Annotated in this window: 17 protein-coding genes; 6 read left to right on the top strand and 11 right to left on the bottom strand. The window is 66.0% G+C overall.

The window, feature by feature from the left end; genetic code table 11:
* Window positions 1–22 precede the first annotated feature (22 nt).
* Window positions 23–838: a formate dehydrogenase accessory sulfurtransferase FdhD gene (fdhD, locus tag ACZ5R1_RS01655; protein ID WP_288404040.1), complete on the top strand. Its 816-nt coding sequence runs from the start codon at window positions 23–25 to the stop codon at window positions 836–838.
* A gap of 16 nt (window positions 839–854) precedes the next feature.
* Window positions 855–3,179: an FdhF/YdeP family oxidoreductase gene (locus ACZ5R1_RS01660; protein ID WP_288404038.1), complete on the top strand. Its 2,325-nt coding sequence runs from the start codon at window positions 855–857 to the stop codon at window positions 3,177–3,179.
* A gap of 61 nt (window positions 3,180–3,240) precedes the next feature.
* On the opposite strand, the gene ACZ5R1_RS01665 is transcribed toward ACZ5R1_RS01660, so the two are convergent.
* Genes ACZ5R1_RS01665 through ACZ5R1_RS01675 form a run of 3 tightly spaced genes read right to left on the bottom strand, consistent with a single transcriptional unit; the run spans window position 3,241 to window position 6,449 of the window.
* Entirely contained in the window at window positions 3,241–3,642 is a 402-nt protein-coding gene (locus tag ACZ5R1_RS01665) for a type 2 periplasmic-binding domain-containing protein (protein WP_042135320.1), read from the bottom strand.
* A gap of 11 nt (window positions 3,643–3,653) precedes the next feature.
* Window positions 3,654–4,775 carry a hypothetical protein gene (locus ACZ5R1_RS01670; RefSeq protein ID WP_464712775.1) on the bottom strand — a complete coding sequence of 374 codons (1,122 nt, stop codon included), beginning with the start codon at window positions 4,773–4,775 and terminating at the stop codon, window positions 3,654–3,656.
* Between the two features lie 51 nt (window positions 4,776–4,826).
* Window positions 4,827–6,449: a methyl-accepting chemotaxis protein gene (locus ACZ5R1_RS01675; protein ID WP_042135324.1), complete on the bottom strand. Its 1,623-nt coding sequence runs from the start codon at window positions 6,447–6,449 to the stop codon at window positions 4,827–4,829.
* A 292-nt stretch (window positions 6,450–6,741) separates the two neighbouring features.
* Between ACZ5R1_RS01675 and ACZ5R1_RS01680 the strand changes: the two genes are divergently transcribed.
* Window positions 6,742–7,263: a nucleotidyltransferase family protein gene (locus tag ACZ5R1_RS01680; protein ID WP_420893612.1), complete on the top strand. Its 522-nt coding sequence runs from the start codon at window positions 6,742–6,744 to the stop codon at window positions 7,261–7,263.
* A gap of 130 nt (window positions 7,264–7,393) precedes the next feature.
* On the opposite strand, the gene ACZ5R1_RS01685 is transcribed toward ACZ5R1_RS01680, so the two are convergent.
* Complete coding sequence (locus ACZ5R1_RS01685) at window positions 7,394–7,960, bottom strand: methyl-accepting chemotaxis protein (RefSeq protein ID WP_255211816.1); 567 nt, start codon at window positions 7,958–7,960, stop codon at window positions 7,394–7,396.
* Window positions 7,961–7,993: 33 nt separating this feature from the next.
* On the bottom strand, window positions 7,994–9,256 hold the full coding sequence (locus ACZ5R1_RS01690; protein ID WP_255211817.1) for a HAMP domain-containing methyl-accepting chemotaxis protein: 1,263 nt from the start codon (window positions 9,254–9,256) through the stop codon (window positions 7,994–7,996).
* Window positions 9,257–9,750: 494 nt separating this feature from the next.
* Here ACZ5R1_RS01690 and ACZ5R1_RS01695 point away from each other — a divergent pair, with 494 nt between their 5' ends.
* Together ACZ5R1_RS01695 and putA are read left to right on the top strand one after the other, a co-directional pair.
* On the top strand, window positions 9,751–10,743 hold the full coding sequence (locus ACZ5R1_RS01695) for an LLM class oxidoreductase (protein WP_042135328.1): 993 nt from the start codon (window positions 9,751–9,753) through the stop codon (window positions 10,741–10,743).
* Between the two features lie 267 nt (window positions 10,744–11,010).
* Entirely contained in the window at window positions 11,011–14,979 is a 3,969-nt protein-coding gene (gene putA, locus ACZ5R1_RS01700; protein ID WP_042135330.1) for a trifunctional transcriptional regulator/proline dehydrogenase/L-glutamate gamma-semialdehyde dehydrogenase, read from the top strand.
* 283 nt (window positions 14,980–15,262) lie between these two features.
* Here putA and ACZ5R1_RS01705 read toward each other — a convergent pair whose 3' ends face one another.
* Window positions 15,263–17,611 carry an FdhF/YdeP family oxidoreductase gene (locus ACZ5R1_RS01705; RefSeq protein WP_222932059.1) on the bottom strand — a complete coding sequence of 783 codons (2,349 nt, stop codon included), beginning with the start codon at window positions 17,609–17,611 and terminating at the stop codon, window positions 15,263–15,265.
* Window positions 17,612–17,687: 76 nt separating this feature from the next.
* Window positions 17,688–18,155, bottom strand: coding sequence for a tRNA (cytidine(34)-2'-O)-methyltransferase (locus ACZ5R1_RS01710; protein WP_007161318.1), 468 nt, complete (start codon window positions 18,153–18,155; stop codon window positions 17,688–17,690).
* 72 nt (window positions 18,156–18,227) lie between these two features.
* Here ACZ5R1_RS01710 and ACZ5R1_RS01715 point away from each other — a divergent pair, with 72 nt between their 5' ends.
* The gene (locus ACZ5R1_RS01715) at window positions 18,228–18,785 is read left to right on the top strand and encodes a hypothetical protein (RefSeq protein ID WP_042135332.1); all 558 of its coding nucleotides are present in this window, start codon (window positions 18,228–18,230) and stop codon (window positions 18,783–18,785) included.
* Between the two features lie 1,109 nt (window positions 18,786–19,894).
* Here ACZ5R1_RS01715 and ntrC read toward each other — a convergent pair.
* From ntrC to ACZ5R1_RS01735, 4 genes are all read right to left on the bottom strand, one after another.
* Window positions 19,895–21,325, bottom strand: a complete 1,431-nt coding sequence (gene ntrC / locus ACZ5R1_RS01720; protein WP_042135334.1) for a nitrogen regulation protein NR(I) — start codon at window positions 21,323–21,325, stop codon at window positions 19,895–19,897.
* Window positions 21,326–21,337: 12 nt separating this feature from the next.
* A complete protein-coding gene (gene glnL / locus ACZ5R1_RS01725; protein WP_007161315.1) occupies window positions 21,338–22,402 on the bottom strand; it encodes a nitrogen regulation protein NR(II) in 1,065 nt (354 codons plus the stop codon).
* Between the two features lie 171 nt (window positions 22,403–22,573).
* Entirely contained in the window at window positions 22,574–23,212 is a 639-nt protein-coding gene (locus tag ACZ5R1_RS01730; RefSeq protein WP_288471582.1) for a DUF4124 domain-containing protein, read from the bottom strand.
* Window positions 23,212–23,730, bottom strand: coding sequence for a DUF4124 domain-containing protein (locus ACZ5R1_RS01735; protein WP_042135337.1), 519 nt, complete (start codon window positions 23,728–23,730; stop codon window positions 23,212–23,214). Before ACZ5R1_RS01735 ends, ACZ5R1_RS01730 begins: the two co-directional genes overlap by 1 nt.
* Window positions 23,731–23,733: the final 3 nt, after the last annotated feature.

A 23,733-nucleotide genomic window follows, 5' to 3' on the forward strand; every position in this document is an offset into this window, starting at 1 on the left:
CCGCCGCAGGTCGTTTTCGCCCATGTCCCAGGATTTGCCGGACCTCGTTGCCGCGCCCCCCGCCGGCTATGCCTTCGCCGAGCTGGAACAGCCTGCTGTGCGCGGCGAACAGCCGCTGGCCGAGGAGGTGGCGCTGGCCATCGCCTACAACGGCATCAGCCATGCGGTGATGATGGCGACGCCGGCCGACGTCGAAGACTACGTGGTCGGTTTCAGCCTCAGCGCCGGCATCGTCGATGCCATCGACGACATCTATGGCATCCAGGTGCGGCGCGTCGGCGAAGCCCTCAATGTCGACGTCGAGATCAGCAGCCGTACTTTCTGGGCGCTCAAGCAGCAGCGCCGCCAGCTGGCCGGCACCAGTGGCTGCGGCCTGTGCGGGGTCGAGGCCCTGGAACAGGCGCTGCCGCAGCTGGATCGCCTGCGCAAGGTGCCGCTGCCACCGGCCGCCCACCTGCACGACCTACGCCAGCGCATCGATGCCGCCCAGGACCTGGGCCAGCGCAGCGGCGCGGTGCATGCCGCGCTGTTCATCGACGGCCAGGGCGAACTGACCCTGTGCCGCGAGGACATCGGTCGCCACAACGCCCTGGACAAGCTGATCGGCGCCCTGTTGCGCCAGCGCCAGCCGGTGCGCGAGGGCTGCGTGGTGGTCACCAGCCGTTGCAGCCTCGAACTCATCCACAAGGCGGTGCGGGCCGGACTCGCCACCCTCATCACTCTGTCGGCGCCCACCGGGCTGGCCGTGGAGTGGGCGCGCCGTCATCGTCTCAATCTGATCCATCTGCCACACCGGTCGCCGCCGCGGGTCTATGCCCCGGCGCCGGTGGCCCCTTGATCCCACGGGAATCGCCATGAACAAACCTCAGCAGTCCTTCAAACCCTATCAAGGCCCCGCCGCCGGCTGGGGCGCCCTGAAGAGCGTGGTGCACTTCTGGCTCGACAGCGGCAACGCCTTCAAGAATCTGCGGACCCTGCTCAAGACCAACCAGGACCATGGCTTCGACTGCCCCGGCTGCGCCTGGGGCGAGGCGCCGGAAAACGGCCTGGTGAAGTTCTGCGAGAACGGCGCCAAGGCGGTCAACTGGGAAGCCACCAAGCGCCGCGTCGATGCCGCCTTCTTCGCTCGCCACAGCGTGACCTCGCTGCTGGAGCAGAGCGACTACTGGCTCGAATACCAGGGCCGGCTGACCGAGCCGCTGCGCTATGACGCGGCCACCGATCGCTATATGCCCATCGCCTGGGACGCCGCCTTCGCGCTGATCGCCAAGGAGCTCAAGGCCCTGGCCAGTCCCGACGAAGCCGAGTTCTACACCTCGGGGCGCGCCAGCAACGAGGCGGCCTTCCTCTATCAGCTGTTCGTGCGCGCCTATGGCACCAACAACTTCCCCGATTGCTCGAACATGTGCCACGAGGCCAGCGGCGTCGGCCTGGGCCGCAGCATCGGCGTCGGCAAGGGCACCGTGACCTATCACGACCTGGACGAGGCGGATGCCATCTTCGTCATCGGCCAGAACCCCGGCACCAACCACCCGCGCATGATCGAGACCCTGCGCAACGCGGTGAAGCGCGGTGCCCAGGTGGTCTGCTTCAACCCGCTCAAGGAGCGGGGCCTGGAGCGCTTCCAGCACCCGCAAAGTCCGCTGGAGATGCTCACCAACGACTCGCGGCCGACCAACACCGCCTACTTCCGTCCGGCCCTGGGCGGCGACATGGCGGCGCTGCGCGGCATCGCCAAGTACCTCCTGCAGTGGGAGCGCGAAGCCGCTGCCAAGGGCGCCAAGCGGGTCTTCGACCACGATTTCATCGCCGCCCACACCCTGGGCATGGACGACTACCTGGCCCAGGTCGACGCCACCTCCTGGGAGCTGATCGAGCGCCAGTCGGGCTTGTCGCTGCACGAGATCGAGCAGGCCGCGCGCATGTATGCCCGCGCCGAGAAGGTCATCATCTGCTGGGCCATGGGCATCACCCAGCACCGCCACTCGGTGGCCACGGTGCAGGAGATCGCCAACCTGCAGTTGCTCTGCGGCCACATCGGCCGGCCCGGCGCCGGCCTCTGCCCGGTGCGCGGCCACAGCAACGTCCAGGGCGACCGCACCATGGGCATCGACGAGAAGGCCCCGGCCTGGCTCAGCGACGCCCTGGCCAGGCGCTTCGCCTTCGAGCCGCCACGCAATCGTGGTCACAACACCGTGGAGGCCATCGCCGCCATGGAGCAGGGCAAGGCCAAGGTGTTCATCGGCCTCGGCGGCAACTTCGCCCAGGCCACCCCGGACACCCCGCGCACCCACAGGGCACTGCGCCAGTGCGACCTGACCGTGCATATCGCCACCAAGCTCAACCGCAGCCACCTGGTGACCGGTCGCCAGGCGCTGATCCTGCCCTGCCTGGGCCGCACCGAGATGGACGTGCAGAAGGGCGGCAAGCAGGCGATCACCGTGGAAGACAGCTTCAGCATGGTGCACGCCTCGGCCGGTATCCTGCGGCCGCTGTCGTCGCAGATGAAGTCCGAGCCGGCCATCGTCGCCGGCCTGGCCAAGGCCACCCTGGGCAACCATCCGGTGGACTGGGACTGGCTGATCGAGGATTACGACCGCATCCGCGACCTGATCGCCGACGTCATTCCCGGCTTCCAGGACTTCAACGCGCGTCTCGCCGCACCCGGCGGCTTCTACCTGGGCAACAAGGCCGGACGCCGGGAGTGGAACACCCCCACCGGCAAGGCCAACTTCGCGGCCAATGCGCTGTTGCATGACCTCTTGCCGGACGCGGTCCGCCGCCAGGGCATCAAGCCCGACCTGATCCTGCAGACCATGAGATCCCACGACCAGTACAACACCACCATCTACAGCCTCGACGACCGCTATCGCGGCGTGAAGGGCCAGCGCGACGTGGTCTTCGTCAACCAGGCCGATCTGGATCGCCTGGGCGTGGCCGCCGGCGAGAAGGTGGATCTGGTCGCCCTGTGGGACGACGGCCTCGAACGCCGGGTCCGCGGCTTCACTGCGCTGCCGTTCGACATCCCGGTCGGCCAGGCAGCCGGCTACTACCCGGAGACCAATCCGCTGGTGCCCCTGGAAAGCTACGGCGAGGGCAGCTTCACGCCCACCTCCAAGTTCGTCGCCATCAAGGTCGAGAAGGCCAGCGCCGGCAACCGCATCGCCTCGGTGGCCTGACGCTCTCCCGGAAACGAAAAAAGCCGTCGTTAAGACGGCTTTTTTCATGGCGCTGCGCTGATCACTGCAGGGTGAAGAGGACCTTTACCTTGTCGGTGACCGCGGCCTTGTCCACGTAGCCGATGGCGTCGGCCTCGCCGGCCACCTGGGCGACCACGGCGGCGTCGCCGGCCACGCTGGGCAGCGGTTGGCCCTTGCCGGTGAACACCAGACCCGACCAGTAGGACTTCAGCTGGGCTTCGTTCTTGTTGGCGACCTTGGCATAGAAGGTTTCCTTGGTGGCCGACCAGTCCTTCTGGTCGACGCCCTTCAGCGACTTGTCCTTGCCGAGGAAGATGTTGGCCACTTCCTCCTGGCCAGGCGTCTTGGTGGCGGCCGGATTGACGATCACGGCGACTTCGGCGTGGACCAGGCTGGCGCTGAACAGCAGGGCGGCGCCGGTGAGCAGGCGGAGAGAACTCATGGGCGGATTCCTTAGAAGATGAAGTCGAGGCCGATGCTGATGATGTCGCCGTCGAAGTTGCGGGCCGGCGCGCCGAAGCGGCCGCCACTGCGGTCGTAGACGGCATTGGCGATGCTCTCGTTGTCGGTCTTGACGAAGGTGCCGTTGTAGCCGCCGGTGGTGTCGACGCGCTTGTATTCGCTCTTGAGCACCAGGCTGGGGGTGATGTTGTAGTTCAGGCCGTAGGTCCAGGAGCTCTGGCGGCCGGCGCGTTCCTCGTCCAGCTGGGCGTAGGTCACATGGGCCAGGAAGTCACCGAAGCGGCGACCGGCCATCAGGTAGAAGGCGTTGCTGCTGCCCTGGTTGTCACCCTCGATGACGCGGCGAGTCCATTCGTTGCTGGTCAGCCAGGTGCCGTTGTCGTACTGGTAGCCGAGCGAGGTGAACTTGCCCTTCTGGTCGTCCAGGGTCAGCAACGGATAGTGCAGGTCGATGCTGGACTCGGTGTAGGCCAGGCGCACGGTGCCGTAATCGTTGGTCGCCAGGCTGACGTTGGCGGCGGCGATGCGCTTGTAGTCGATGTCGTAGAGGTCGTCGTTGACGAAGTAGTTGCGATTGACCGCCTGGCCCCCGCTCACCTGGAGGTTCAGGGTGCCGAAGGCGACCGGCAGACTCCAAAGGGCATCGGCGCCTTCGTAGTTGGAGACCTGCACCTGGCTGTAGACCTCGTCGGGCAGGCGCAGCCAGGGGTAGGTGATACCCACGTCCAGGGTCTCGGAATACATGAACACCGGCGTACGCAGGCGGCCGGCGCGGAAGGTCAGGTTGTCGGTGGAGTGGAAGGCCAGGTAGGCCCATTCCAGGTTGGCCTTCCACTGGTCCTGCTCGGCCTTGGCGGTGACCTGCACGGTGGCGTCCAGCTTGTCGGTCAGGCCGTACTGGAACTGGCCGCCCAGCTTGCTCAGCTGATCGCCGCGCCAGTGGTCGTTGGTCTGGCCATTGATGCCGAAGCTGCGGCCGTCGTCTTCGCCGCCCAGGTGGGTGATGCCGGCGGTGCCGAAGCCGTTGAAGCGATAGTCACCCTGATCGAGGGCGAGCGCGGATCCCGCGCAGGTGAGGGCCGCGCCGAAGGCGAGCAGACGTGCAAAAGCCATGGAAGTGCTCCTAGAGGTTTCTCGGTATAGGGAAAGGCGGTAGAGGGATAGCTAGATGCGGAAGCGCGAGGTCGCCTGCCGGAGATCGGTGTCGACCACCACCAGCTGCTCGCCCATGCGGGCGGTGGCGGTGGTGCTGTCCGCGCTGGACTGGGTATCGCTCTGCAGGCGGCGGGTGTCGCTGCTGATCGAATCGGAAAGGCTCAGCTGCTCGCCGGTGAGCAGGGCGATCTGAGCGTTGTAGTCATTGATGCGCGCCACGGCCTGGGCGATGCCTTCGAGCATGGCAGTGGCGGCCTGGGAGCTGCTGGCGCTGACCTGCGCCTGGGTATGGCTGCCCTGCATGGCCTGCAGCACGCGCTGGGCGTTGCCCTGCAGGCGTTCGATGATCTGCTGGATCTCGGCGGTGGAGCGCGCGGTCTTCTGCGCCAGATTGCGCACCTCGTCGGCCACCACGGCAAAGCCGCGGCCCTGTTCACCGGCGCGCGCGGCCTCGATGGCGGCGTTGAGCGCCAGCAGATTGGTCTGCTCGGCGATGGATTTGATCACGTCCAGCACCAGCCCGACCTGGCGGGTTTCCTGTTCCAGCTGCTGCATGGACTCGGCCGACTGGCGCACGCTGTCGTCCAGTTCGCCCATGTTGCGCGACAGCTGGCCGATGCTGGTACGGGCAGCGGCGGACTGCTCGGCCGCGGCGGAGGCCTGGTCGGCGGCCTCGCGCGAGCGGTCGGCTACCTCGTGCAGGTTGGTGTTCATGGTCTGGATGTCACGGCCGATGGACTCGGTGTGACCCTGCTGGGAACGGGCGTTGTTCTCCACCGTCTGGGTGAGTCTATAGAGCTCGCCGGACACCTGGCCCAGCGGATGGGCGGCATCGACGATGGCCTTGATGGTGCCCTGCAGCTGATCGAGAAAGACGTTGAACAGCGCGGTCATCTGGCCGATCTCGTCCCGCGAGCCGACCTGCAGGCGGCGGGTGAGGTCACCGTCGCCCTCGGCGATGGCGCGCAGCGAGGCGATCACCTCGCGCACGCTGCCGAGTACGCTGCGGATGGTTAGCACCGCGGCGCCGGCCAGGATCACCACCAGTAGTAGGCTCAGCCAGATACCCACCCGGGTGGTGTCGGCGTTCTGGTCGCGAGCCTGGGCCAGGGTCTGCTGGAAGTCGGTATAGGCATGGCTGCGCAGGGTGGTGCCCAGCTGCTGGGCGGCGGCGAGATCCGTGGCCATGCGGTCCAGGTTGGGTCGCAGGGAGTCGAAGGAGCCGCTGCCCTTGATCAGCTGCTCGGAGGCGCCCAGGGCATTGTCCGCATAGCGATGGATGCCCTGGCGCCAGCCGGATATCTCGTCGTTGCGCGCCGAGGTCTGACGGGTGAGGTCGGCCATTTCCTGCAGGCGGTGGTCGATGTCATCGACTACCTTGCGCGCCTCGCCCAGGGTTTCCAGCTCACTGGCGGTCACCGCGCTGTTGAACAGGCCGGGCAAACGGGAAAACTGGAAGAGTACGGCGTCAGCCTTTTCCAGCAGCGGATAGCTGTGATTTTCCAGCTGGTCGAGGCGTTGATCGTTGCCAGCCAGCTGGGCCGAGGTGTAGGCCACGTAGAGCAGCAGGCCCAGCAGAGCGGCAGCGGGCAGCAGCGACAGCTTGAGCGTCAGCGACAGGTTACGGAACATCTACACCTCGGAAAGCTTGGGCAGTAGCGAGCAGCGAGGTGCGGCGCCCTCTTTTCAGCGAGGGCTGCCAGTGGTCATGTCCTGACCGGTCACCACGTCCTGTTGGCCTCGCAAACGTGATCAAGCGAAGCCGTCACATTTTCGACATCTGTTTGTAAAACTTAAGAGGGCCAAAGGTTATTGCGATTATTGGCGATGGACGTTGCGAAAGCGGGTGTAGACGGTCATCTTCGGGATTTTCCGACTCTGTAGCCGTGCCATGACCCCGGAGTTCTCCCAGATAGCGTCCTGGTTGAAGACTGACGCCGAGCGTCTGCGCCTGCTGCGCGTCCTCGCCGACCTGCACCTGCCCGACGCCTGGCTGGCCGCGGGCTTCGTACGCAACCTGGTGTGGGATCGACTGCATGGCCACGCCGAGTCGACGCCGCTGGCGGATCTGGATGTCATCTATTTCGACGCGACTGACTGCCGGCCCGGGCGGGACAGGGAAATCGAAGCGCTGTTGGCGGCGCAAGCGCCGGGCTGGCCCTGGTCAGTGAAGAATCAGGCGCGGATGCATTTGCGTAACGGTGATCGCCCTTATCGCGACTGTCGGGATGCCATGGCCCACTGGCCCGAGGTGGAAACGGCCCTGGCCGCGCGCCTGACCGCCGACGGCGAGCTCGAAGTGGTCAGCCCCTTCGCCCAGGAAGGGCTTTTCGCCCTTCATCTCACGCCCAATCCCTGGCGTCCACGACCTGAAGCCTTTCGCCAGCGGCTCGCGACCAAGGGCTGGCTGGAGCGTTGGCCGCGGTTGCGTATTCAAACCGCTTGAGGAGGGGGGCTCCCGCGGGTGTGGGTCAGGCGCGTCGCCCGTGGCCTTCCGGCAACGCGGCCCGATCGAGTTCGAAGCCTTGCGGCCGGGGTGCGGCCAGGCGATTCCCGAGCATCGCCTGGCCCGGGTCTCAGACCCTGAAGCGCGACGTCAGCTCTTGCAGCTGCAGGCTCAGGTTGGCCAGTTCGGTGCTGGAGCCGGCGGTTTTCTCGGTGGCGGCGGCGGTCTGGTCGGCCACTTCGTGGACCTTGACCACGCTGCGGCTGATGTTTTCACTGGCCGCACTCTGTTGCTCGACCGCGGTGGCGATCTGCTCGTTCATGGCCTCGATCTCGCTCACCGCACTGCTGACGCTGCCCAGCACCACGCCTGCCTGGCGGGTCAGGTCGACGCTTTCGCCGGTCAGCTCGATATTGCGGTCGAGGGCGGCGCTCATCTTGTCGGTGCTGCCGTGCAGTCGGGTGATGAGGCTGGCGATCTCGTCGGTGGAGGTGCGCGTACGCTGCGCCAGGCCGCGCACCTCGTCGGCGACCACGGCGAAGCCACGTCCGGCTTCACCGGCGCGAGCGGCCTCGATGGCGGCGTTGAGCGCCAGCAGATTGGTCTGCTCGGCGACCGCCTTGATCACGTCCAGCACGCCGCCGATGCGGTCGGCATCCTGCCTGAGCAACTCCATGGTGGCCTGGGTGCTGTCCACTTCCTGGGCCAGGCTCTGAATCTGAGTGGCGACCTAGTTGACCATCTCGTCACCCTCCCGGGTCTTGAGCGTGGCCTCGCGGGCGGTGGTCGACGCCTGTTCGGCATTGCGCGCCACCTCGTTGATGGTGGCGCTCATCTGCTGCATGGCGGTGGCGATCTGCTCGGTCTCTATCTTCTGCGCCGAGGCGCCAGCGCGCGTCTGCTCGGTGACGGCGGAGAGTTCTTCGGCGGCACTGGCGACCTGGATGACGCCGTCCTTCTGCTCGCGGATCAGGTCGCTCAGATTGACGATCATGCGCTGCATGGCCGCCTGCAACTGGCCGATCTCGTCCTTGCGCGCTGCCTCGATCTGCACGGTCAGGTCGCCGGCAGCGAGCTGTTCCACGGTCACCAGGGTCTGGCGCAGCGGCGTCACGATGGAGCGGGTGATGACCCAGGCCGCGACCAGGCTGAGCAGTACCGCCAGCAGCAGCCCGCCAAAGAGCATCAGCTTGGCTTCGCGGATATCGTCGAGGCGGAACTGGCTCTGTAGCTGCTTCATCTCGTCGGAGGTCTTGAGCAACATCTGGATATGCTGGTAGAGCCCCTGATTGACGTCCTGGTACGCCTTCTGGACGCTGAACAGCTGCTGGACCTGACGCTGGTACTCGTCGAGAAGTCCTGGCAGCTGCTGCAATTCCGGGGTCGGAGGCAAGGTCTTGAGCACGTCACCGGTCTTGGTCAGGGACGCCAGCAAGGCTTCCTGTTGTGGCCCGGCGGACTTGAGCACATAGAGGTGCAAGTGGATCCGCAGTTGCTGCAGCGCCGCCAGCAGGGAGGGCAGCTGGGCGCTGGCTTGATCGCGCTCACGATCCAGGGCGCTGGATGCCTCCTGCAATCGCTGGTCCATCATGTCGCCCGTATCGCGAATGTCCTGGATCGCGGTGGTGCGATCCTGGGTCACCTTGAGCGCCTGCTGATAGATATCGCGGTATTCCCTGAGGGTCTGTTCGGTACGGGCCAGTAGTGCTGTGCTTTCCGGACGTTTGAACAGTGGACGGACATTCTCTAGTTGCTGTTCGAGGGCATCGATGCCGCCTTTCCAGCGAGCGGCCTGGTCGGCTTCCGGCATGAGGGCGAAATCCTTGCGGGCATTGCGCATGTCGCGGGCGAGTAGACCGATTTGGGTGAACTGTTCGATCAGGTTGCCGCGTCGGCCCAGGGCCTGGATGCCGTCCCAGCCGGCATAGGCGATAGCCAGGGACAGAATGATCAGGATGGTAAAGCCGGAAAACAGCTTCGTACGAACACTCATGTTGCTCATCTTCATGGGGCTATTTCCAATGTTCGGCGGAAAGTTCCGGAGTTTGAGAGGGGCGGAGGGCGTCGGATTCTAGCCGAGGGTAATGTAAAAAAGTTAGGTGTTTACAACCTTTAAATAATGGTAAGTCTAATTCTTATATATCAATATCAAGAGTGATTTCGTTTCCAGGCATTCGCTGTTATCGCTATTGATATATATAGAATTTTTAGTCGAAATTTGGCCTTGGACAATCCGTGTTAGTTGAGGGATTGCTTTTTATTAGTCTGGCTTTAGAGATATGACCAAAAGGCAGGAGCAGAGGCCCTGGCCTGTATCCGGAGAGAAGGGGATTTGGCGGGACGGTTCTTCGCTGGCGGCCAGCGGCTCCCGCTCGCGCAGACGGCGATGAACACCTTCGCCGCTCTCATCGACTGTCCGGCGAACCCTGGAATGCCGCTAGACTCCATAGAAGGTCATTCGCTTTCCCTCTCCGGCAAGGAATCCCCATGTCCACCACGGAGCGTCGCCGCGCCTTTCTTCAGCATCCGGGCTTTTCGCGGCTGTTCGCACCCGGGCGCCTGACCCTAGGCTTTCTGCTGCCACTGGAGGGCTATCCCGACGATCCCATGCCGACCCTGCGCGACCACGCCCGCCTGGCGCGGCTGGCCGACCAGCTGGGCTTCGCGGCGCTCTGGGCGCGCGACGTGCCCTTCTACGATCCCGGCTTCAACGATGCCGGCCAGGTGTTCGAGCCCTTCACCTATCTCGGCTATCTGGCGGGCATCACCCAGCACCTGACCCTGGCCACCGGCAGCGCCGTCATCACCCTGCGCCATCCGCTGCACCTGGCCAAGATGGCGGCTTCGGTCGACCAGTTGAGCGATGGCCGGCTGGTGCTGGGCGTGGCCTCCGGCGACCGTCCGGTGGAATACCCGGCCTTCGGCCTGGAGAGTGAATTCGAGCGGCGGGGCGAGCGCTTTCGCGATGCCTTCGAGATGTTTCGCCTGGCCGGCGAGACTAATTTCCCGCTGGGGGCCTTTCGCCGCTTCGGCGATCTGCAGGGGCTGGCCGATCTGGTGCCCAAACCCGTGCATGGGCGCATTCCGGCGCTGGTCACCGGGCGCAGTCGGCAAACAGTGGACTGGATCGCCGCCAAGGCCGATGGCTGGTTCTATTACTTCGTACCGGCCGAACATGTTCCGGCGCTGACGCGGGTCTGGCGCGAGGCGCTGGACGAGATCGGCGGGCGCGAGCTGTTCAAGCCCTTCGCCCAGGGGCTGTTCTTCGAGCTGGCCAGCGATCCGGCCCAGCCGCCTCGGCCCATCCATGCCGGCTTGTCCTGCGGGCGGCGGGCGTTGGTGGACTACCTTGGTCAGTTGCAGGAAGCCGGCGTCAATCACCTGGCCCTCAACCTGCGCCCCTCACGGCGTCCGGCCAGCGAAGTGGTCCAGGAACTGGGCGAATTCGTGCTCCCGCAGTTTCCTTCCCTGCAGCCGTAGCGATCGTCGCGGTGTGGCGCCAGGTAACACTTGTCTGGCTAACGATTCCCGGTCGTCGTCACCTGGGCAGGCGATTCCCCTGTGGTAGGGGTTCAACCGGGTCGCACCCCTTGGCCTGATCTCTGCATAACCTTCCGTTCTGTTACCCAGCTTTTGGTGCAACCGGATCGACGGTAGAACCTTGCGGGTTGCACTTGGTTGCACTTTTCTTTCGAGCGGCGCTAAGCTGCGCCGAATTTCGACGCCTTCTTGCTTGAGGACCTGCGCATGGCCACTACCACCACCCTGGGCGTAAAGCTCGACGAAGCCACCCGCGATCGCCTCAAGGAAGCGGCGCGCCGTATCGACCGGACGCCCCACTGGCTGATCAAGCAGGCCATCTTCACCTACCTGGAAACCCTGGAAAGCGGCGCGACCCTGGCCGATCTGCAGGGCATCGCCCAGCGCCTGGCCGAGGGTGACAACGAAGCCGTCGAGGCGTTGGCCGATCCGGTCTACCAGCCGTTCCTGGAATTCGCCGAGAGCATCCTGCCGCAGTCGGTGCTGCGCTCGGCCATCACCGCGGCCTATCGTCGGCCGGAAGAAGAGCTGCTGCCGCTGCTGCTGGAGCAGGCGCGCCTGCCGGCAGCCCAGGCCAAGGCCACCCATGAACTGGCTCACCGCATCGCCGAGAAGCTGCGTAATGCCAAGGGTGCAACCGGGCGCTCCGGAATGGTGCAGAGTCTGCTTCGTGAATTCTCGCTGTCGTCCCAGGAAGGCGTGGCCCTGATGTGCCTGGCCGAAGCCCTGCTGCGCATCCCCGACAAGGGCACCCGCGATGCGCTGATCCGCGACAAGATCAGCACCGGCAACTGGCAGCCGCACCTGGGTAACAGCCCCTCGCTGTTCGTCAACGCCGCCACCTGGGGCCTGCTGCTGACCGGCCGCCTGGTCTCGACCCACAACGAGGCCGGCCTCACCAGTTCGCTCAATCGCCTCATCGGCAAGAGCGGCGAGCCGGTGATCCGCAAGGGCGTGGACATGGCCATGCGCCTCATGGGCGAGCAGTTCGTCACCGGCGAGACCATCGCCGAGGCCCTGGCCAACGCCAGCAAGTTCGAGGCGAAGGGCTTCCGCTACAGCTACGACATGCTCGGCGAAGCCGCCCTGACCGAGGCCGATGCCCGCCGCTACCTGGCCTCCTACGAGCAGGCCATCCACTCCATCGGCAAGGCCTCCCATGGCCGTGGCATCTACGAGGGCCCGGGCATCTCCATCAAGCTCTCGGCACTGCATCCGCGCTACAGCCGCGCCCAGTACGACCGGGTGATGAGCGAGCTCTATCCGCGCCTGCTGGAACTGACCCTGCTGGCCAAGCGCTACGACATCGGCCTGAACATCGACGCCGAGGAAGCCGATCGCCTGGAGATCTCCCTGGATCTCCTGGAGCGCCTGTCCTTCGAACCGCAACTGGCCGGCTGGAACGGCATCGGCTTCGTCATCCAGGCCTACCAGAAGCGCTGCCCGCTGGTGATTGACTACCTGATCGACCTGGCCAAGCGCAGCCGTCGGCGTCTGATGATCCGGCTGGTCAAGGGCGCCTACTGGGACAGCGAGATCAAGCGCGCCCAGGTGGAAGGCCTGGAGGGTTATCCGGTCTATACCCGCAAGGTCTACACCGACGTGGCCTATCTGGCCTGCGCCCGCAAGCTCCTGGCGGCGCCGGAATCCATCTATCCGCAATTCGCCACCCACAACGCCCACACCCTGGCGGCCATCTACCAGCTCGGCGGGCAGAACTACTACCCCGGCCAGTACGAATTCCAGTGCCTGCACGGCATGGGCGAGCCGCTGTACGAGCAGGTGGTGGGCAGCGTCAAGGACGGCAAGCTGGCACGGCCGTGCCGCATCTATGCCCCGGTGGGCACCCACGAGACGCTGCTGGCCTACCTGGTCCGCCGCCTGCTGGAAAACGGCGCCAACACCTCCTTCGTCAACCGCATCGCCGACCATTCCATCTCCCTCGACGAGCTGGTGGCCGATCCGGTGGTGCAGATCGAGCAGCAGTCCACCAACGAAGGCGCCATCGGCCTGCCGCATCCGCGCATTCCCCATCCCAGCGCCCTGTACGGCGCCGAGCGCTGCAATTCCAGCGGTCTGGACCTGTCCAGCGAACACCGCCTGGGTTCGCTGTCCGCGGCCCTGCTGGCCAGTGGCAACACCGCCTGGGAAGCCCGCCCGCTGCTGGGTCGTGCCAGCGAGCCGTCGATTGCGCAACCGGTGCTCAATCCGGCCGATCGCCGCGATCGCGTCGGTCAGGTCAGCAACGCCACCCGTGCCGATGTCGACATCGCCCTGGAAGAAGCCCTGGCCGCCGCACCCATCTGGCAATCCACGCCGCCCGAGCAGCGCGCCGCCGCCCTGGATCGCGCCGCCGAATTGATGGAGGCGCAGATCCAGCCGCTGATGGGCCTGCTGGTGCGCGAGGCCGGCAAGACCTACGCCAACGCCATCGCCGAGGTGCGCGAGGCGGTGGACTTCCTGCGCTACTACGCCGCCCTGGTGCGCCGTGACTTCGCCAACGACAGCCACCGCCCGCTGGGTCCGGTGGTCTGCATCAGCCCCTGGAACTTCCCCCTGGCCATCTTCAGCGGCCAGATCGCCGCGGCCCTGGCCGCCGGCAACACCGTGCTGGCCAAGCCGGCCGAGCAGACCCCGCTGATCGCCGCCCAGGCCGTGCGTATCCTGCTGGAGGCCGGCATCCCCGAAGGCGTGCTGCAACTGCTGCCGGGCGAGGGCTCGACCATCGGCGCCGCCCTGGTCAACGACGTGCGGGTCAAGGGCGTGATGTTCACCGGCTCCACCGAGGTGGCGCAGATTCTGGCGCGCAACATCGCCGGACGCCTGGACGCCCAGGGCCGGCCGATTCCGCTGATCGCCGAGACCGGTGGCCAGAACGCCATGATCGTCGACTCCTCGGCCCTGGCCGAGCAGGTGGTCGCCGACGTGGTGGCCTCCGCCTTCGACAGCGCCGGTCAGCGCTGCTCGGCCCTGCGCGTGCTCTGCGTGCAGGACGACGTGGCCGATCGCGTGCTGGAAATGCTCAAGGGCGCCATGGCCGAATGCCGACTGGGTAACCCGGAGAATCTGGCCATCGACATCGGCCCGGTGATCGACGGCGAGGCCAAGGCCACCATCGACAAGCACATCCAGACCCTGCGCGGTAAGGGTCGCCGGGTGCACCAGGGCGGGCGCGTCGAAGGCGATGCCATCCACCGCGGCACCTTCGTCATGCCCACCCTGATCGAGCTGGAGAGCCTGGCGGAACTGGGGCGCGAGGTCTTCGGCCCGGTGCTCCACGTGGTGCGCTATGGCCGCAAGGACCTGGACAAGGTCATCGACCAGATCAATGCCACCGGCTACGGCCTGACCTTCGGCGTGCACACCCGCATCGACGAGACCATCGCCAAGGTGGTGGAGCGCGCCCATGCCGGCAACCTCTACGTCAACCGCAACATGGTCGGCGCGGTGGTCGGGGTGCAGCCCTTCGGCGGCGAAGGCCTCTCGGGCACCGGTCCCAAGGCCGGTGGCCCGCTGTACCTCTATCGCCTGCTCAGCACCCGTCCCGATGGTGATCCCGCGGTGGCCCTGGCCAAGGGCAGCACCGGCGAGACCGAATGGCAGGTGCGCGATGCCCTGCGCCAGCAGGCCGGCAATCCGCTGGGCGCCCTGCACGACTGGGCCAGGCAGCAGGGCCTGGGCGAGCTGGAGCAGGCCTGCCTGAGATTTGCCGAGGAATCCCTGAGCGGTCTGACCCGCCTGCTGCCGGGTCCGACCGGCGAGCGCAACAGCTACAGCCTGCTGCCGCGCAGCCGGGTGCTGTGCCTGGCGGCCGACGAAAGCGATCTGCTGCTGCAACTGGCGGCGGTCATGGCGGTGGGCAGCACGGCCCTAGTCGAGGACGCCCACAAGACGACGCTGACGCGCCTGCCGCAAGCCGTGCGCGCGCGGGTTCAGGTGGCGGCCGACTGGCGCAAGGACGAGGTCGCCTTCGAGGCGGTCCTGCACCACGGCGATTCCGATCAGCTGCGCCAGGTCTGCCAGCAGGTGGCCAAGCGCAATGGTCCCATCGTCGGCGTCCAGGGCCTAGCCCGCGGCGAGACCGCCATTCCGCTGGAGCGCCTGCTCATCGAGCGCGCCCTGAGCGTGAATACCGCAGCGGCGGGTGGTAATGCGAGTCTGATGACCATCGGCTGAGGAGGCGCTGGCTGAGCTGCATGCAACGAAGCCCGACACTCGTGTATCCGTTGGGCTTCGACGGTGGAGCCGTTTCAACCCAATCTACGGACGCGCGCCGCGATGCCCCCTCTCCCTCCGGGAGAGGGTTGGGGTGAGGGCGAGGTGCGAGGGATAGGCCCAGGGCTGTTGGGCTGGGATGGTGGAGCCGTCTTGACCCAACCTACGAATGCACGTCCGTAGGTTGGGTAGAGCGCAGCGAAGCCCAGCAGGCAGACTTGCTGTCTGGCTCCGATAGCAGAATCTAATACAGCGCCCCATACCCCTCCGGTTCCACCGGAAAGCTGCCATCGTTGGCGGCGATCAGTTTGTTCAGGCGTACCGGGATGGCCTTGGCAGCTGGCACCTTGCTGCCTTCGGCGTGGTGCCAGAGCGGGATCAGGGCGTTGCATTCGGGGTAGTAGCCGCCACAGGCCCCTTCCGGAATGTTGTAGGGCGTGACTCGCAGCGGACCCACCTCACGGCGCACGCCATCGTCGGCCACCGTCGACACCTGCACCTTGTCGCCTTCCGCCAGGCCCAGGCGTTCGATGTCGTTGCGATTCATCAGCAGCACCGCACGGGTGCCCTTCACGCCGCGAAAGCGATCGTGATAGCCATAGATGGTGGTGTTGAACTGGTCATTGCTGCGCAGCGTCATCAGGGTCAGGACGTCACGCCCGCGGGCGGGCATGTCCGGATCCTCTTCCAGGCTGCGCGGCACGATGAGATTGGCCTTGCCGGTGTCGGTCTTCCATTCACGCTTGGCCGCCGGCAGTGGGCGATGGAAACCGCCCACCTCCCACATCCGCGCATTGAAGTCGTGGAAGATCTCCGGGAAGGAGCGCGCGATCTCGTCGCGGATCAGCGCATAGTCGGCGACCCAGGCGTCCCAGGTGACCTGCGGGTTGTCGGGCAGGGTAGCTTTGGCCAGGCCGGCGACGATGGCCGGCTCGGACAACAGGTCGCCTTCGGGCGGTTCGGCCACGCCACGCCAGCCGTGGATGCAGCCGGTACTGTCCTCGGTGCTGTGGGCCTGTTCCACCCCATTCTGGCGATCGATTTCGGTACGCCCCAGGCAGGGCAGCAGATAGGTCTTGTCCGCCGGCACCAGATGATTGCGATTGAGCTTGGTGGCGATCTGCACCGACAGGCGCAGGGTGCGCCAGGCCGGCTCCATCAGGCTGGTCTCGGGAATGGCGCGCAGAAAGTTGCCGCCCAGGCTGATGAAGGCCTTCACCGAGCCGTCGAGGATGCCCTCGCAGGCTTCCACGGTATTGCGACCCTTGTCCTGTGGCGGGGCGAAACCGAAGCGCTCGCCCAGCTGTTCGAGCGGCGCCAGCTCCGGCTTCTCGGTGATGCCCACGGTGCGCTGGCCCTGGACGTTGGAATGCCCGCGCACCGGGCAGATGCCGGCGCCGGGCTTGCCGATGTTGCCGCGCATGAGCAGCAGGTTGGTCAGCATCTGGATGGTTTCCACGCCATGGCGATGCTGGGTCAGCCCCATGCCATAGATGCCGATGACCTTCTGACAGCGACCATAGACGGCAGCGGCGGCTTCCAGAGCGCTGCGGGTCAGCCCCGACTGGCGCTCCAGCTGCGGCCATTCCTGGCGCTGCAACCACTCGCAGAAGTCGGCGAAGCCGTGGCAATGCTCGGCGATGAAGGCATGGTCGAGCACGGCCGGTTGGCCCTGTTCGCGCGCGAGATCATCGGCCGCCAGCAAGGCCTTGCACAGACCGGCGAGGGCCGCGGTGTCGCCACCGGGCTTGAGCTGATGGTACTGGGTGCTGATCTGGGTGGGCTGGTCAGTCAGCATCTCCACCGGCGACTGCGGATTGACGAAGGTTTCCAGGCCGCGCTCGCGCAGGGGATTGAAGGTGATGATGGGCGCGCCGCGTTTGCGCGCCTCCTGCAGGTCATGCAGCATCCGCGGACTGTTGCTGCCCGGATTCTGGCCAAAGAACAGCAGGCAGTCGGCCTGATCGAAGTCGTTCAGGGTCACGGTACCCACGGTCACGCCAATACTTTTGGGCAGAGCGACCGAGGTGCTCTCGTGGCACATATTGGAACTGTCCGGCAGGTTGTTGGTGCCGTACAGGCGGGCATAGAGCTGATAAAGGTAGGAGGTCTCCAGCGCCGCACGACCCGAGGCGTAGAAGATCACCGAGTCCGGCGCCAGCGCCTTGAGTTCGGCGCCGATGTCGGCGAAGGCCTCGGCCCAGCTCACCGGACGATAGCGGTCGGTGGCGGCGTCGTAGCGCAGCGGATGGGTAAGCCGGCCAACCTCTTCCAGGTCATAGTCGCGCCAGCCACGCAGTTCGCTGAGCGAATGCTGGGCGAAGAATTCCGGTCCGCATCTCTTGCTGGTGACCTCCCAGGCAGTGGCCTTGGCGCCGTTCTCGCAGAATTCCAGCGGATGGGGCTTGCCCGGCTTGGCCCAGGCGCAACTCACGCAGGCGAAGCCACCGTGCTTGTTCTGCCGGGCCAGCAGCGCACCGGATTTGAGCGGCACCCGTTCACGCAGGACGATCTCGGTCACCGAACGCGCCGAGCCCCAGCCACCGGAGGGCGCGTCATAGCGTTCAACCTTGGGTTTGCCGATCTTGCTCATGGTGCGCCTCACGTGACTGTCTGGCGATGTGCCTGTAGGTCATGGGACGACGCGTCTGGCGGGAAGGTTCTGGCGGTCAGCCAGGCGGTGCGGCGAAGCCCAGCTGGCGCCAGCCTTCGTAGACCGCCACGGCAACGGTATTGGACAGATTGAGGCTGCGGCGATTGGGCAGCATCGGCAGGCGCAGCCGCTGTTCGGGCGGCAGCGACTCCAGCACCTCGGCCGGCAGCCCGCGACTTTCTGGACCGAACAGCAGGGCATCGCCCGGCGCATAGGCGATCTCGGTGAAGGGATGGCTGGCCTTGGTGGTAAAGGCCAGCAGTCGGGGCGGCTGCAAATCTGCTATACAGGCCGCGAGGCTGGCATGGGTCCGCACGCTGGACCACTCGTGGTAGTCCAAGCCGGCGCGACGCAGTTTCTTGTCGTCCAGCGCAAAGCCCAGTGGCTCGATCAGGTGCAGGCGGCAGCCGGTAATGGCGCACAGGCGAATGACGTTGCCGGTATTGGGCGGAATTTCCGGTTGGTAGAGGATGATGTCGAACATGAAGGGCAGGGCGCCTGGCAAAGCGCCTATGGTACTGCGCCGCCGTCGCGCCGTCGCGAGCGGGGTGGGGCGATGAACCTCTGGCGCCGGCTGGTCGACTGGCTGCTGCGCGAACAGCGCGCCCGCCGGGACGAACTGGCGCGGGTGGAAGATCCCGATCTGCTCAGGGCCGAATGGCGCGGCCAGCGCCAGCGCCTGACCCTCTGGCTGGCCTCGGCAGCCCTGGGCGCCGGGCTATTCGGCATGATCCTCGGCCAGCTGGTGTACCAGCGCACCCATCCCGATCCCTGGTCGGCCGAGGCCCGCCGCCCGGTCATCCTGGGGGTGGAGGCTCATCAGGAGGCGGGGCGCTTCGAATTGCTGATCACCGCCGACCGCTCGCTGTTCTACGAACGCTATCGCCCCGATGGCGCCCTCAGCCTGCGCCTGCCCCGCGCCCGCTGGGACGGCGGCGAACGCCAGGGGCGGGTGGCGCGGCCGGGCGGCAGCTTTTCCTGGACGGTGCGCCAGGATGGCCAGGACCTGAAGGTGCTGCTGGTCGGTGTGGGCGGTGCCTTGCAGGCCAGCGACCGCATCGTCGAAGCCGGCGAGGACTGGGTGCTCCACGTCGAGGTCCCGCTGACACCCTGAAATGCCCCGTTATCAGGCAAAAGGCCGCTGGTTTGCACCAGAGCGGAACGGGGTGCGGAGCCGGATTGTTTTGAAGCTTAGTCCTCCTTTGCCGACCCCTGCGTCCTTGTCGAGGAGAAAAAGCGCTCTAGCCTGCGGCTTTCCACTTTTCGCAGACGAAAAAAAGAGGCCATCACACTGGGTGATGGCCTCGGGAAGAAAAGAGGGGATTCCCCAGCCTGCCTGTACCGAGGTCCCCAAAAGGGTAGTTACCTAGAACGTTGCAGAAGGTGTGCCAAGTTTTGAGTTAGGTGGTGTTGGGGATTTTGCAGGTTGGGTTGAGCGCTAGCGAAGCCCAACGTTTCGGTGCAGCAGACTCGGCTTTCTTGGTGCCATAGTCGCTCATCGAATTCTGCTGATGTTTCTTGTTTCGCCCCCTCGGGCGAGTCACTTTTGCCAGTCTCGGCTGCGCGCCCCGGACAAAAGTAACCAAAAACGCTTGCCCCGGTCATCCGGCCCTCCGCTGCGCTGCGGGTGCGCTCACGCCAGCGCCGTTCCGGGGTCGGTCCAGATGGGCCGTCCATGGCCCATCTGGACCTCTCGCCGCATCCATGCGGCTCGACCCACTCCACGACACTGGCGTTCGCCCTCCTGAACGGAGCGATTCGCCAGCCTGAAAGTGTTGGTTGAAGAGCCCGTAGCGTGGACAACGGCGAAGCCTTGTCCACTTTCTCGATCAAGCTCATCAGTGGAAAACGCTGCGCGGTTTTCCACGCTACAAATCCTATGAACACCGAAGTCTCAGGCTAGCGCCCCGTCCCCGTCAGTGAGGCCGAGTTCCGGTGTCGTGGCGGGGGTTGCGAGGCAGGACGCCGAGCAAGGCGCGAGGGGCAGGAAGCCCCTTCGTGCCGTGCCCCTGCCACGGCGCCGGAGCGAGGGCACCCGGAGCGCAGCGGAGGGCCGAAACATGGGGACAGCGTTTTTGGTTACTTTTTTCGCGTTTGAAAAAAGTGACTCGCCCGGGTGGGCGAAACAAAACCTATCAGCAAACCGCGATAATCAGCTTGGGCAGCTATAAGTCCAAACTCGAAACGTTGGGCTTCGCTATCGCTCAGCCCAACCTACAACAACTAGTCCTCCCCATCCTCATCCGGTCCGTCCACCTTCATGCCCAGCTCCTTGATCTTGCGGGTCAGGGTATTGCGGCCCCAGCCGAGCAGGACGGCGGCGTCGCGGCGGCGACCGGCGGTGTGCTTGAGGGCGGTCTCGATCATGATGCGTTCGAAGGCCGGCACGGCGTTGTCCAGCAGGCTGGACTGGCCGCGGGTGAGGGCCTGGTCGGCCCACTGGCGCAGGGCCTGTTCCCAGTTGGCGGCGGGGGCGGCGTCCTGGGGCTGGTTGAGCAGCTCCGGCGGCAGGTCGTCGATCAGCACCTCGCGGCTGGAGGCCATCACCGTGATCCAGCGGCAGGTGTTCTCCAGCTGGCGCACGTTGCCCTGCCAGGGCAGGCCCTTCATGTATTCCTCGGTCTCGCCGCGCAGGGTCTTGGGCTCCACGGCCAGCTCCTGGGCGGCGCGGGCGAGGAAGTGGCGGGCGAGGGCGGGGATGTCCTCGCGGCGGTCGGCCAGGCGCGGGATGTGGATGCGGATGACGTTGAGGCGATGGAAGAGGTCCTCGCGGAACTTGCCCTCGCGCACCAGGCCCTCCAGGTTCTGGTGGGTGGCGGCGATGATGCGCACGTCCACCTTGACCGGGGTGTGGCCGCCGACGCGATAGAACTCGCCATCGGCCAGTACCCGCAGCAGGCGGGTCTGGGTATCAGCCGGCATGTCGCCGATCTCGTCGAGGAACAGGGTGCCACCATCGGCCTGCTCGAAGCGGCCGCGGCGCTGGGCGGCGGCGCCGGTGAAGGCGCCTTTCTCGTGGCCGAACAGCTCGGACTCCATCAGGTCCTTGGGGATGGCGGCCATGTTCAGGGCGATGAAAGGGGCCGCGGCGCGCGGACTGTGGCGGTGCAGGGCGTGGGCGACCAGTTCCTTGCCGGTACCGGATTCGCCGTTGATCAGCACGGTGATGTTGGAGTGCGAGAGGCGGCCGATGGCGCGGAACACCTCCTGCATCGCCGGCGCCTCGCCGATGATCTCGGGGGTGCGGGTCAGGTGCGCCGGTTCGGCGAAGCCCTGCTGCTCCTGGGCATGCTGCCCGGCGCGCTTGACCAGGGCCACGGCCTCGTCGACGTCGAACGGCTTGGGCAGGTATTCGAAGGCGCCGCCCTGGTAGGAGGCCACGGCGCTGTCCAGGTCGGAGTGGGCGGTCATGATGATGACCGGCAGGCGCGGGTGCATCTCGCGGATGCGCGACAGCAGGTCCAGGCCACTGGTCCCCGGCATGCGGATGTCCGAGATCACCACGTCCGGCTGCTGACGGCCGAGGCGGGTCATGACGCTGTCGGCGCTGTCGAAGGCGACGGTGGTCATGCCCTCCTGTTGCAGGGCTTTTTCCAGGACCCAGCGGATGGAACGGTCGTCGTCGACGATCCAGACGGTCTCCTGACGGCTCATGCGTACTCCTCGTTATTCCAGCGGCAGGAAGATGCTGAAGGCGGTGTGGCCAGGATGGCTTTCACACTCGATCAGCCCCTGGTGCTGGGTGATGATGTTCTGGGTGATGGCGAGCCCGAGGCCGGTGCCGTCGGGGCGACCGCTGACCATGGGATAGAAGATGGTTTCCTGCAGGTCCTGGGGGATGCCCGGACCGTTGTCGGTGATCTCCACCTTGCACACCAGGCGATGGCGGTGGTGGCCGATGGTGAACTGGCGCAGGGTGCGGGTTCTCAGGGTGACCCGGCCCAGGCGCAATTCGTTCTGCTGGGAGATGGCCTGCATGGCGTTGCGCACGATGTTGAGCACCGCCTGGATCATCTGCTCGCGGTCGATCATCAGGTCGGGAATGCTCGGGTCGTAGTCGCGCACTAGGTTGATCAGCCCCTGGCTTTCCGCTTCCACCAGGCTGCAGACGCGTTCGAGCACCTCGTGCACGTTGGTGATGGCCAGCTTAGGCAGCTTGTTGGAGCCGAGCATGCGATCGACCAGATTCCGCAGTCGGTCGGCTTCCTCGATGATGACGTTGGTGTAGTCCTTGAGCGCCTCTTCCGGCAGCTCGCGGGCCAGCAGCTGGGCCGCGCCACGGATGCCGCCGAGGGGATTCTTGATCTCGTGGGCCAGGCCGCGCACCAGCAGCTTGGTGGTCTCCTGCTTGGAGAGCTGGGCCTCTTCCTTGGTGATGCGCAGCAGCCGGTCACGGGGATGGACTTCCAGCAGCAGCAGGGTGTTGTGGCGATCCAGGATCGGGGTCACCGCATAGTCCACCGTGAGGCTGTTGCCCGAGGTGGAGATCAGCAGCGCCTCGCGCTTCGTGAAGGGGTGGGCATGGTCCACCGCCTGGCGCAGCGCCTGCAGGGCCTCGGGCGATTCGGTGAACAGCTCGCTGATGAACTGGCCATGGCTGCGCTGGCCGCTGATGGCCAGCAGCATCTCGGCCGCCGGATTCATGTACTCCAGACGCAACTCCGCATCCAGCAGGATGACTGCGGTGGTGAGGTTGTCGAGCAGGAGTCGGTGGATGACGTCGGTAGGCATGAGGGGCCACAGCGCTATAGGGACGATAGGAAAATGCAAGAAGCAAACCAAGACGCCCCGAGTTAGGGCAGATGGCTGAAACGTGCACTAACAGCCGCCGCACGCCGGACGGAGCTGCACAGGATTTGTATCAAGATGGTGCACAGTCAAAAAGCGCACCAAAAAGGTGCGCTATAGGAAGGGTAGCCAGGATTTCTTGGCTTCGGGCGGTTTCATGTCCAGCGGGCATTCCGGCCGCTTGCCCCAGTCCTTGTCGCTGCAGGGATGGGCGCGGCGCCTCTGCTCCAGGGAGGGGCGCCGCAGATGGAAGGGCTGCGCCGGCGTCCGCTCCAGTACGTTGCCATCGGCGGCGAGGATCTCCGCCACCAGGCTGTGGGTGCCGCGGTCCAGGCCGCCCAGGGGAAACACCGGACTGCGTCCGGCGCCGGCTTCCCGGTCGTCCAGCAGCAGGCGGTAGCTGTGACCCGGCTGCAATTCCGGCTCGCTGACCAGGCTGACGATGAGCTGCCCTTCCTGGTCGATCACCGTGGCATCGGGCTCAGGCACCAGGATGCGCAGCATCTGGTAGCGGAAGGGCGCCGCCTTGGGCGTCCTGGCCACCGGCGCGGCGGGAGTCGGACTCAGCTTGCGGGTCGGCTGGCCCTGCTGATTGAGGTTGTTGGGCACCGTGATCGGCACCTGGGTCGCCTTGACGCCCTTGGGCGGCTGGTCGGTGTAGACCCGATTGCCTTCCTTGTCGACATAGCTGTAGACCGCTGCCTGGGCGGGGAGCAGCAGGCAGAGCAGCAGCAGGGTCAGGAGCGCGCGCATCAGCGGGCCGGGCTGTTGACGCTGATGCGCTGCACAGTCACGGTCTTCTCGGCACTGGTCTGGACCACCTCGCCGTTGCCGGACAGCACCTGGGCCGCGAAACGGTGCTCGCCGCGATCCAGGTTGGCCACGCCGAAGCGGGTGCTCTGGCCGGGGCTGCCGTAGGGGGCGCCGTCCACCAGCAATTGCAGCGACTGCCCCGCACCCAGGGCCGGTTCCAGGGATACGCCCACCGAGAAGGTGCCGTTGTTGGCGCGGATGGCCTCATCGTCGGGCACGTTGACCTCCAGGCGGCTGAAGGCCGGGCCGGCGGGCGTCGCCGCCGCAGGCGCACTGGGGATGGGCAGCGCCGGCCGTGGATTGTCCACGGTATTGGTGGGTGCCACCTGCACCGGCTTGGCATTGGCCGAGGGCTGGTCGCTGAACACCGTGTTGCCTTCGGCATCCACCGACTTGTAGATCGCGGCCTGGGCGGAGCAGGCGAGGCAGAGCAGACAGCAGGCAAGCAGGCGAGGCATGGC

The sequence above is a fragment of the Pseudomonas sp. Pso3 genome (assembly GCF_055393275.1).

What these genes read in the sequence shown, in the direction of transcription:
- fdhD (WP_288404040.1), top strand. Translation starts at nt 23, where the DNA reads ATGTCCCAGGATTTGCCGGACCTCGTTGCCGCGCCCCCCGCCGGCTAT.
- ACZ5R1_RS01660 (WP_288404038.1), top strand. Translation starts at nt 855, where the DNA reads ATGAACAAACCTCAGCAGTCCTTCAAACCCTATCAAGGCCCCGCCGCC.
- ACZ5R1_RS01665 (WP_042135320.1), bottom strand. Translation starts at nt 3,642, where the DNA reads ATGAGTTCTCTCCGCCTGCTCACCGGCGCCGCCCTGCTGTTCAGCGCC.
- ACZ5R1_RS01670 (WP_464712775.1), bottom strand. Translation starts at nt 4,775, where the DNA reads ATGGCTTTTGCACGTCTGCTCGCCTTCGGCGCGGCCCTCACCTGCGCG.
- ACZ5R1_RS01675 (WP_042135324.1), bottom strand. Translation starts at nt 6,449, where the DNA reads ATGTTCCGTAACCTGTCGCTGACGCTCAAGCTGTCGCTGCTGCCCGCT.
- ACZ5R1_RS01690 (WP_255211817.1), bottom strand. Translation starts at nt 9,256, where the DNA reads ATGAGTGTTCGTACGAAGCTGTTTTCCGGCTTTACCATCCTGATCATT.
- ACZ5R1_RS01695 (WP_042135328.1), top strand. Translation starts at nt 9,751, where the DNA reads ATGTCCACCACGGAGCGTCGCCGCGCCTTTCTTCAGCATCCGGGCTTT.
- putA (WP_042135330.1), top strand. Translation starts at nt 11,011, where the DNA reads ATGGCCACTACCACCACCCTGGGCGTAAAGCTCGACGAAGCCACCCGC.
- ACZ5R1_RS01705 (WP_222932059.1), bottom strand. Translation starts at nt 17,611, where the DNA reads ATGAGCAAGATCGGCAAACCCAAGGTTGAACGCTATGACGCGCCCTCC.
- ACZ5R1_RS01710 (WP_007161318.1), bottom strand. Translation starts at nt 18,155, where the DNA reads ATGTTCGACATCATCCTCTACCAACCGGAAATTCCGCCCAATACCGGC.
- ACZ5R1_RS01715 (WP_042135332.1), top strand. Translation starts at nt 18,228, where the DNA reads ATGAACCTCTGGCGCCGGCTGGTCGACTGGCTGCTGCGCGAACAGCGC.
- ntrC (WP_042135334.1), bottom strand. Translation starts at nt 21,325, where the DNA reads ATGAGCCGTCAGGAGACCGTCTGGATCGTCGACGACGACCGTTCCATC.
- glnL (WP_007161315.1), bottom strand. Translation starts at nt 22,402, where the DNA reads ATGCCTACCGACGTCATCCACCGACTCCTGCTCGACAACCTCACCACC.
- ACZ5R1_RS01730 (WP_288471582.1), bottom strand. Translation starts at nt 23,212, where the DNA reads ATGCGCGCGCTCCTGACCCTGCTGCTGCTCTGCCTGCTGCTCCCCGCC.
- ACZ5R1_RS01735 (WP_042135337.1), bottom strand. Translation starts at nt 23,730, where the DNA reads ATGCCTCGCCTGCTTGCCTGCTGTCTGCTCTGCCTCGCCTGCTCCGCC.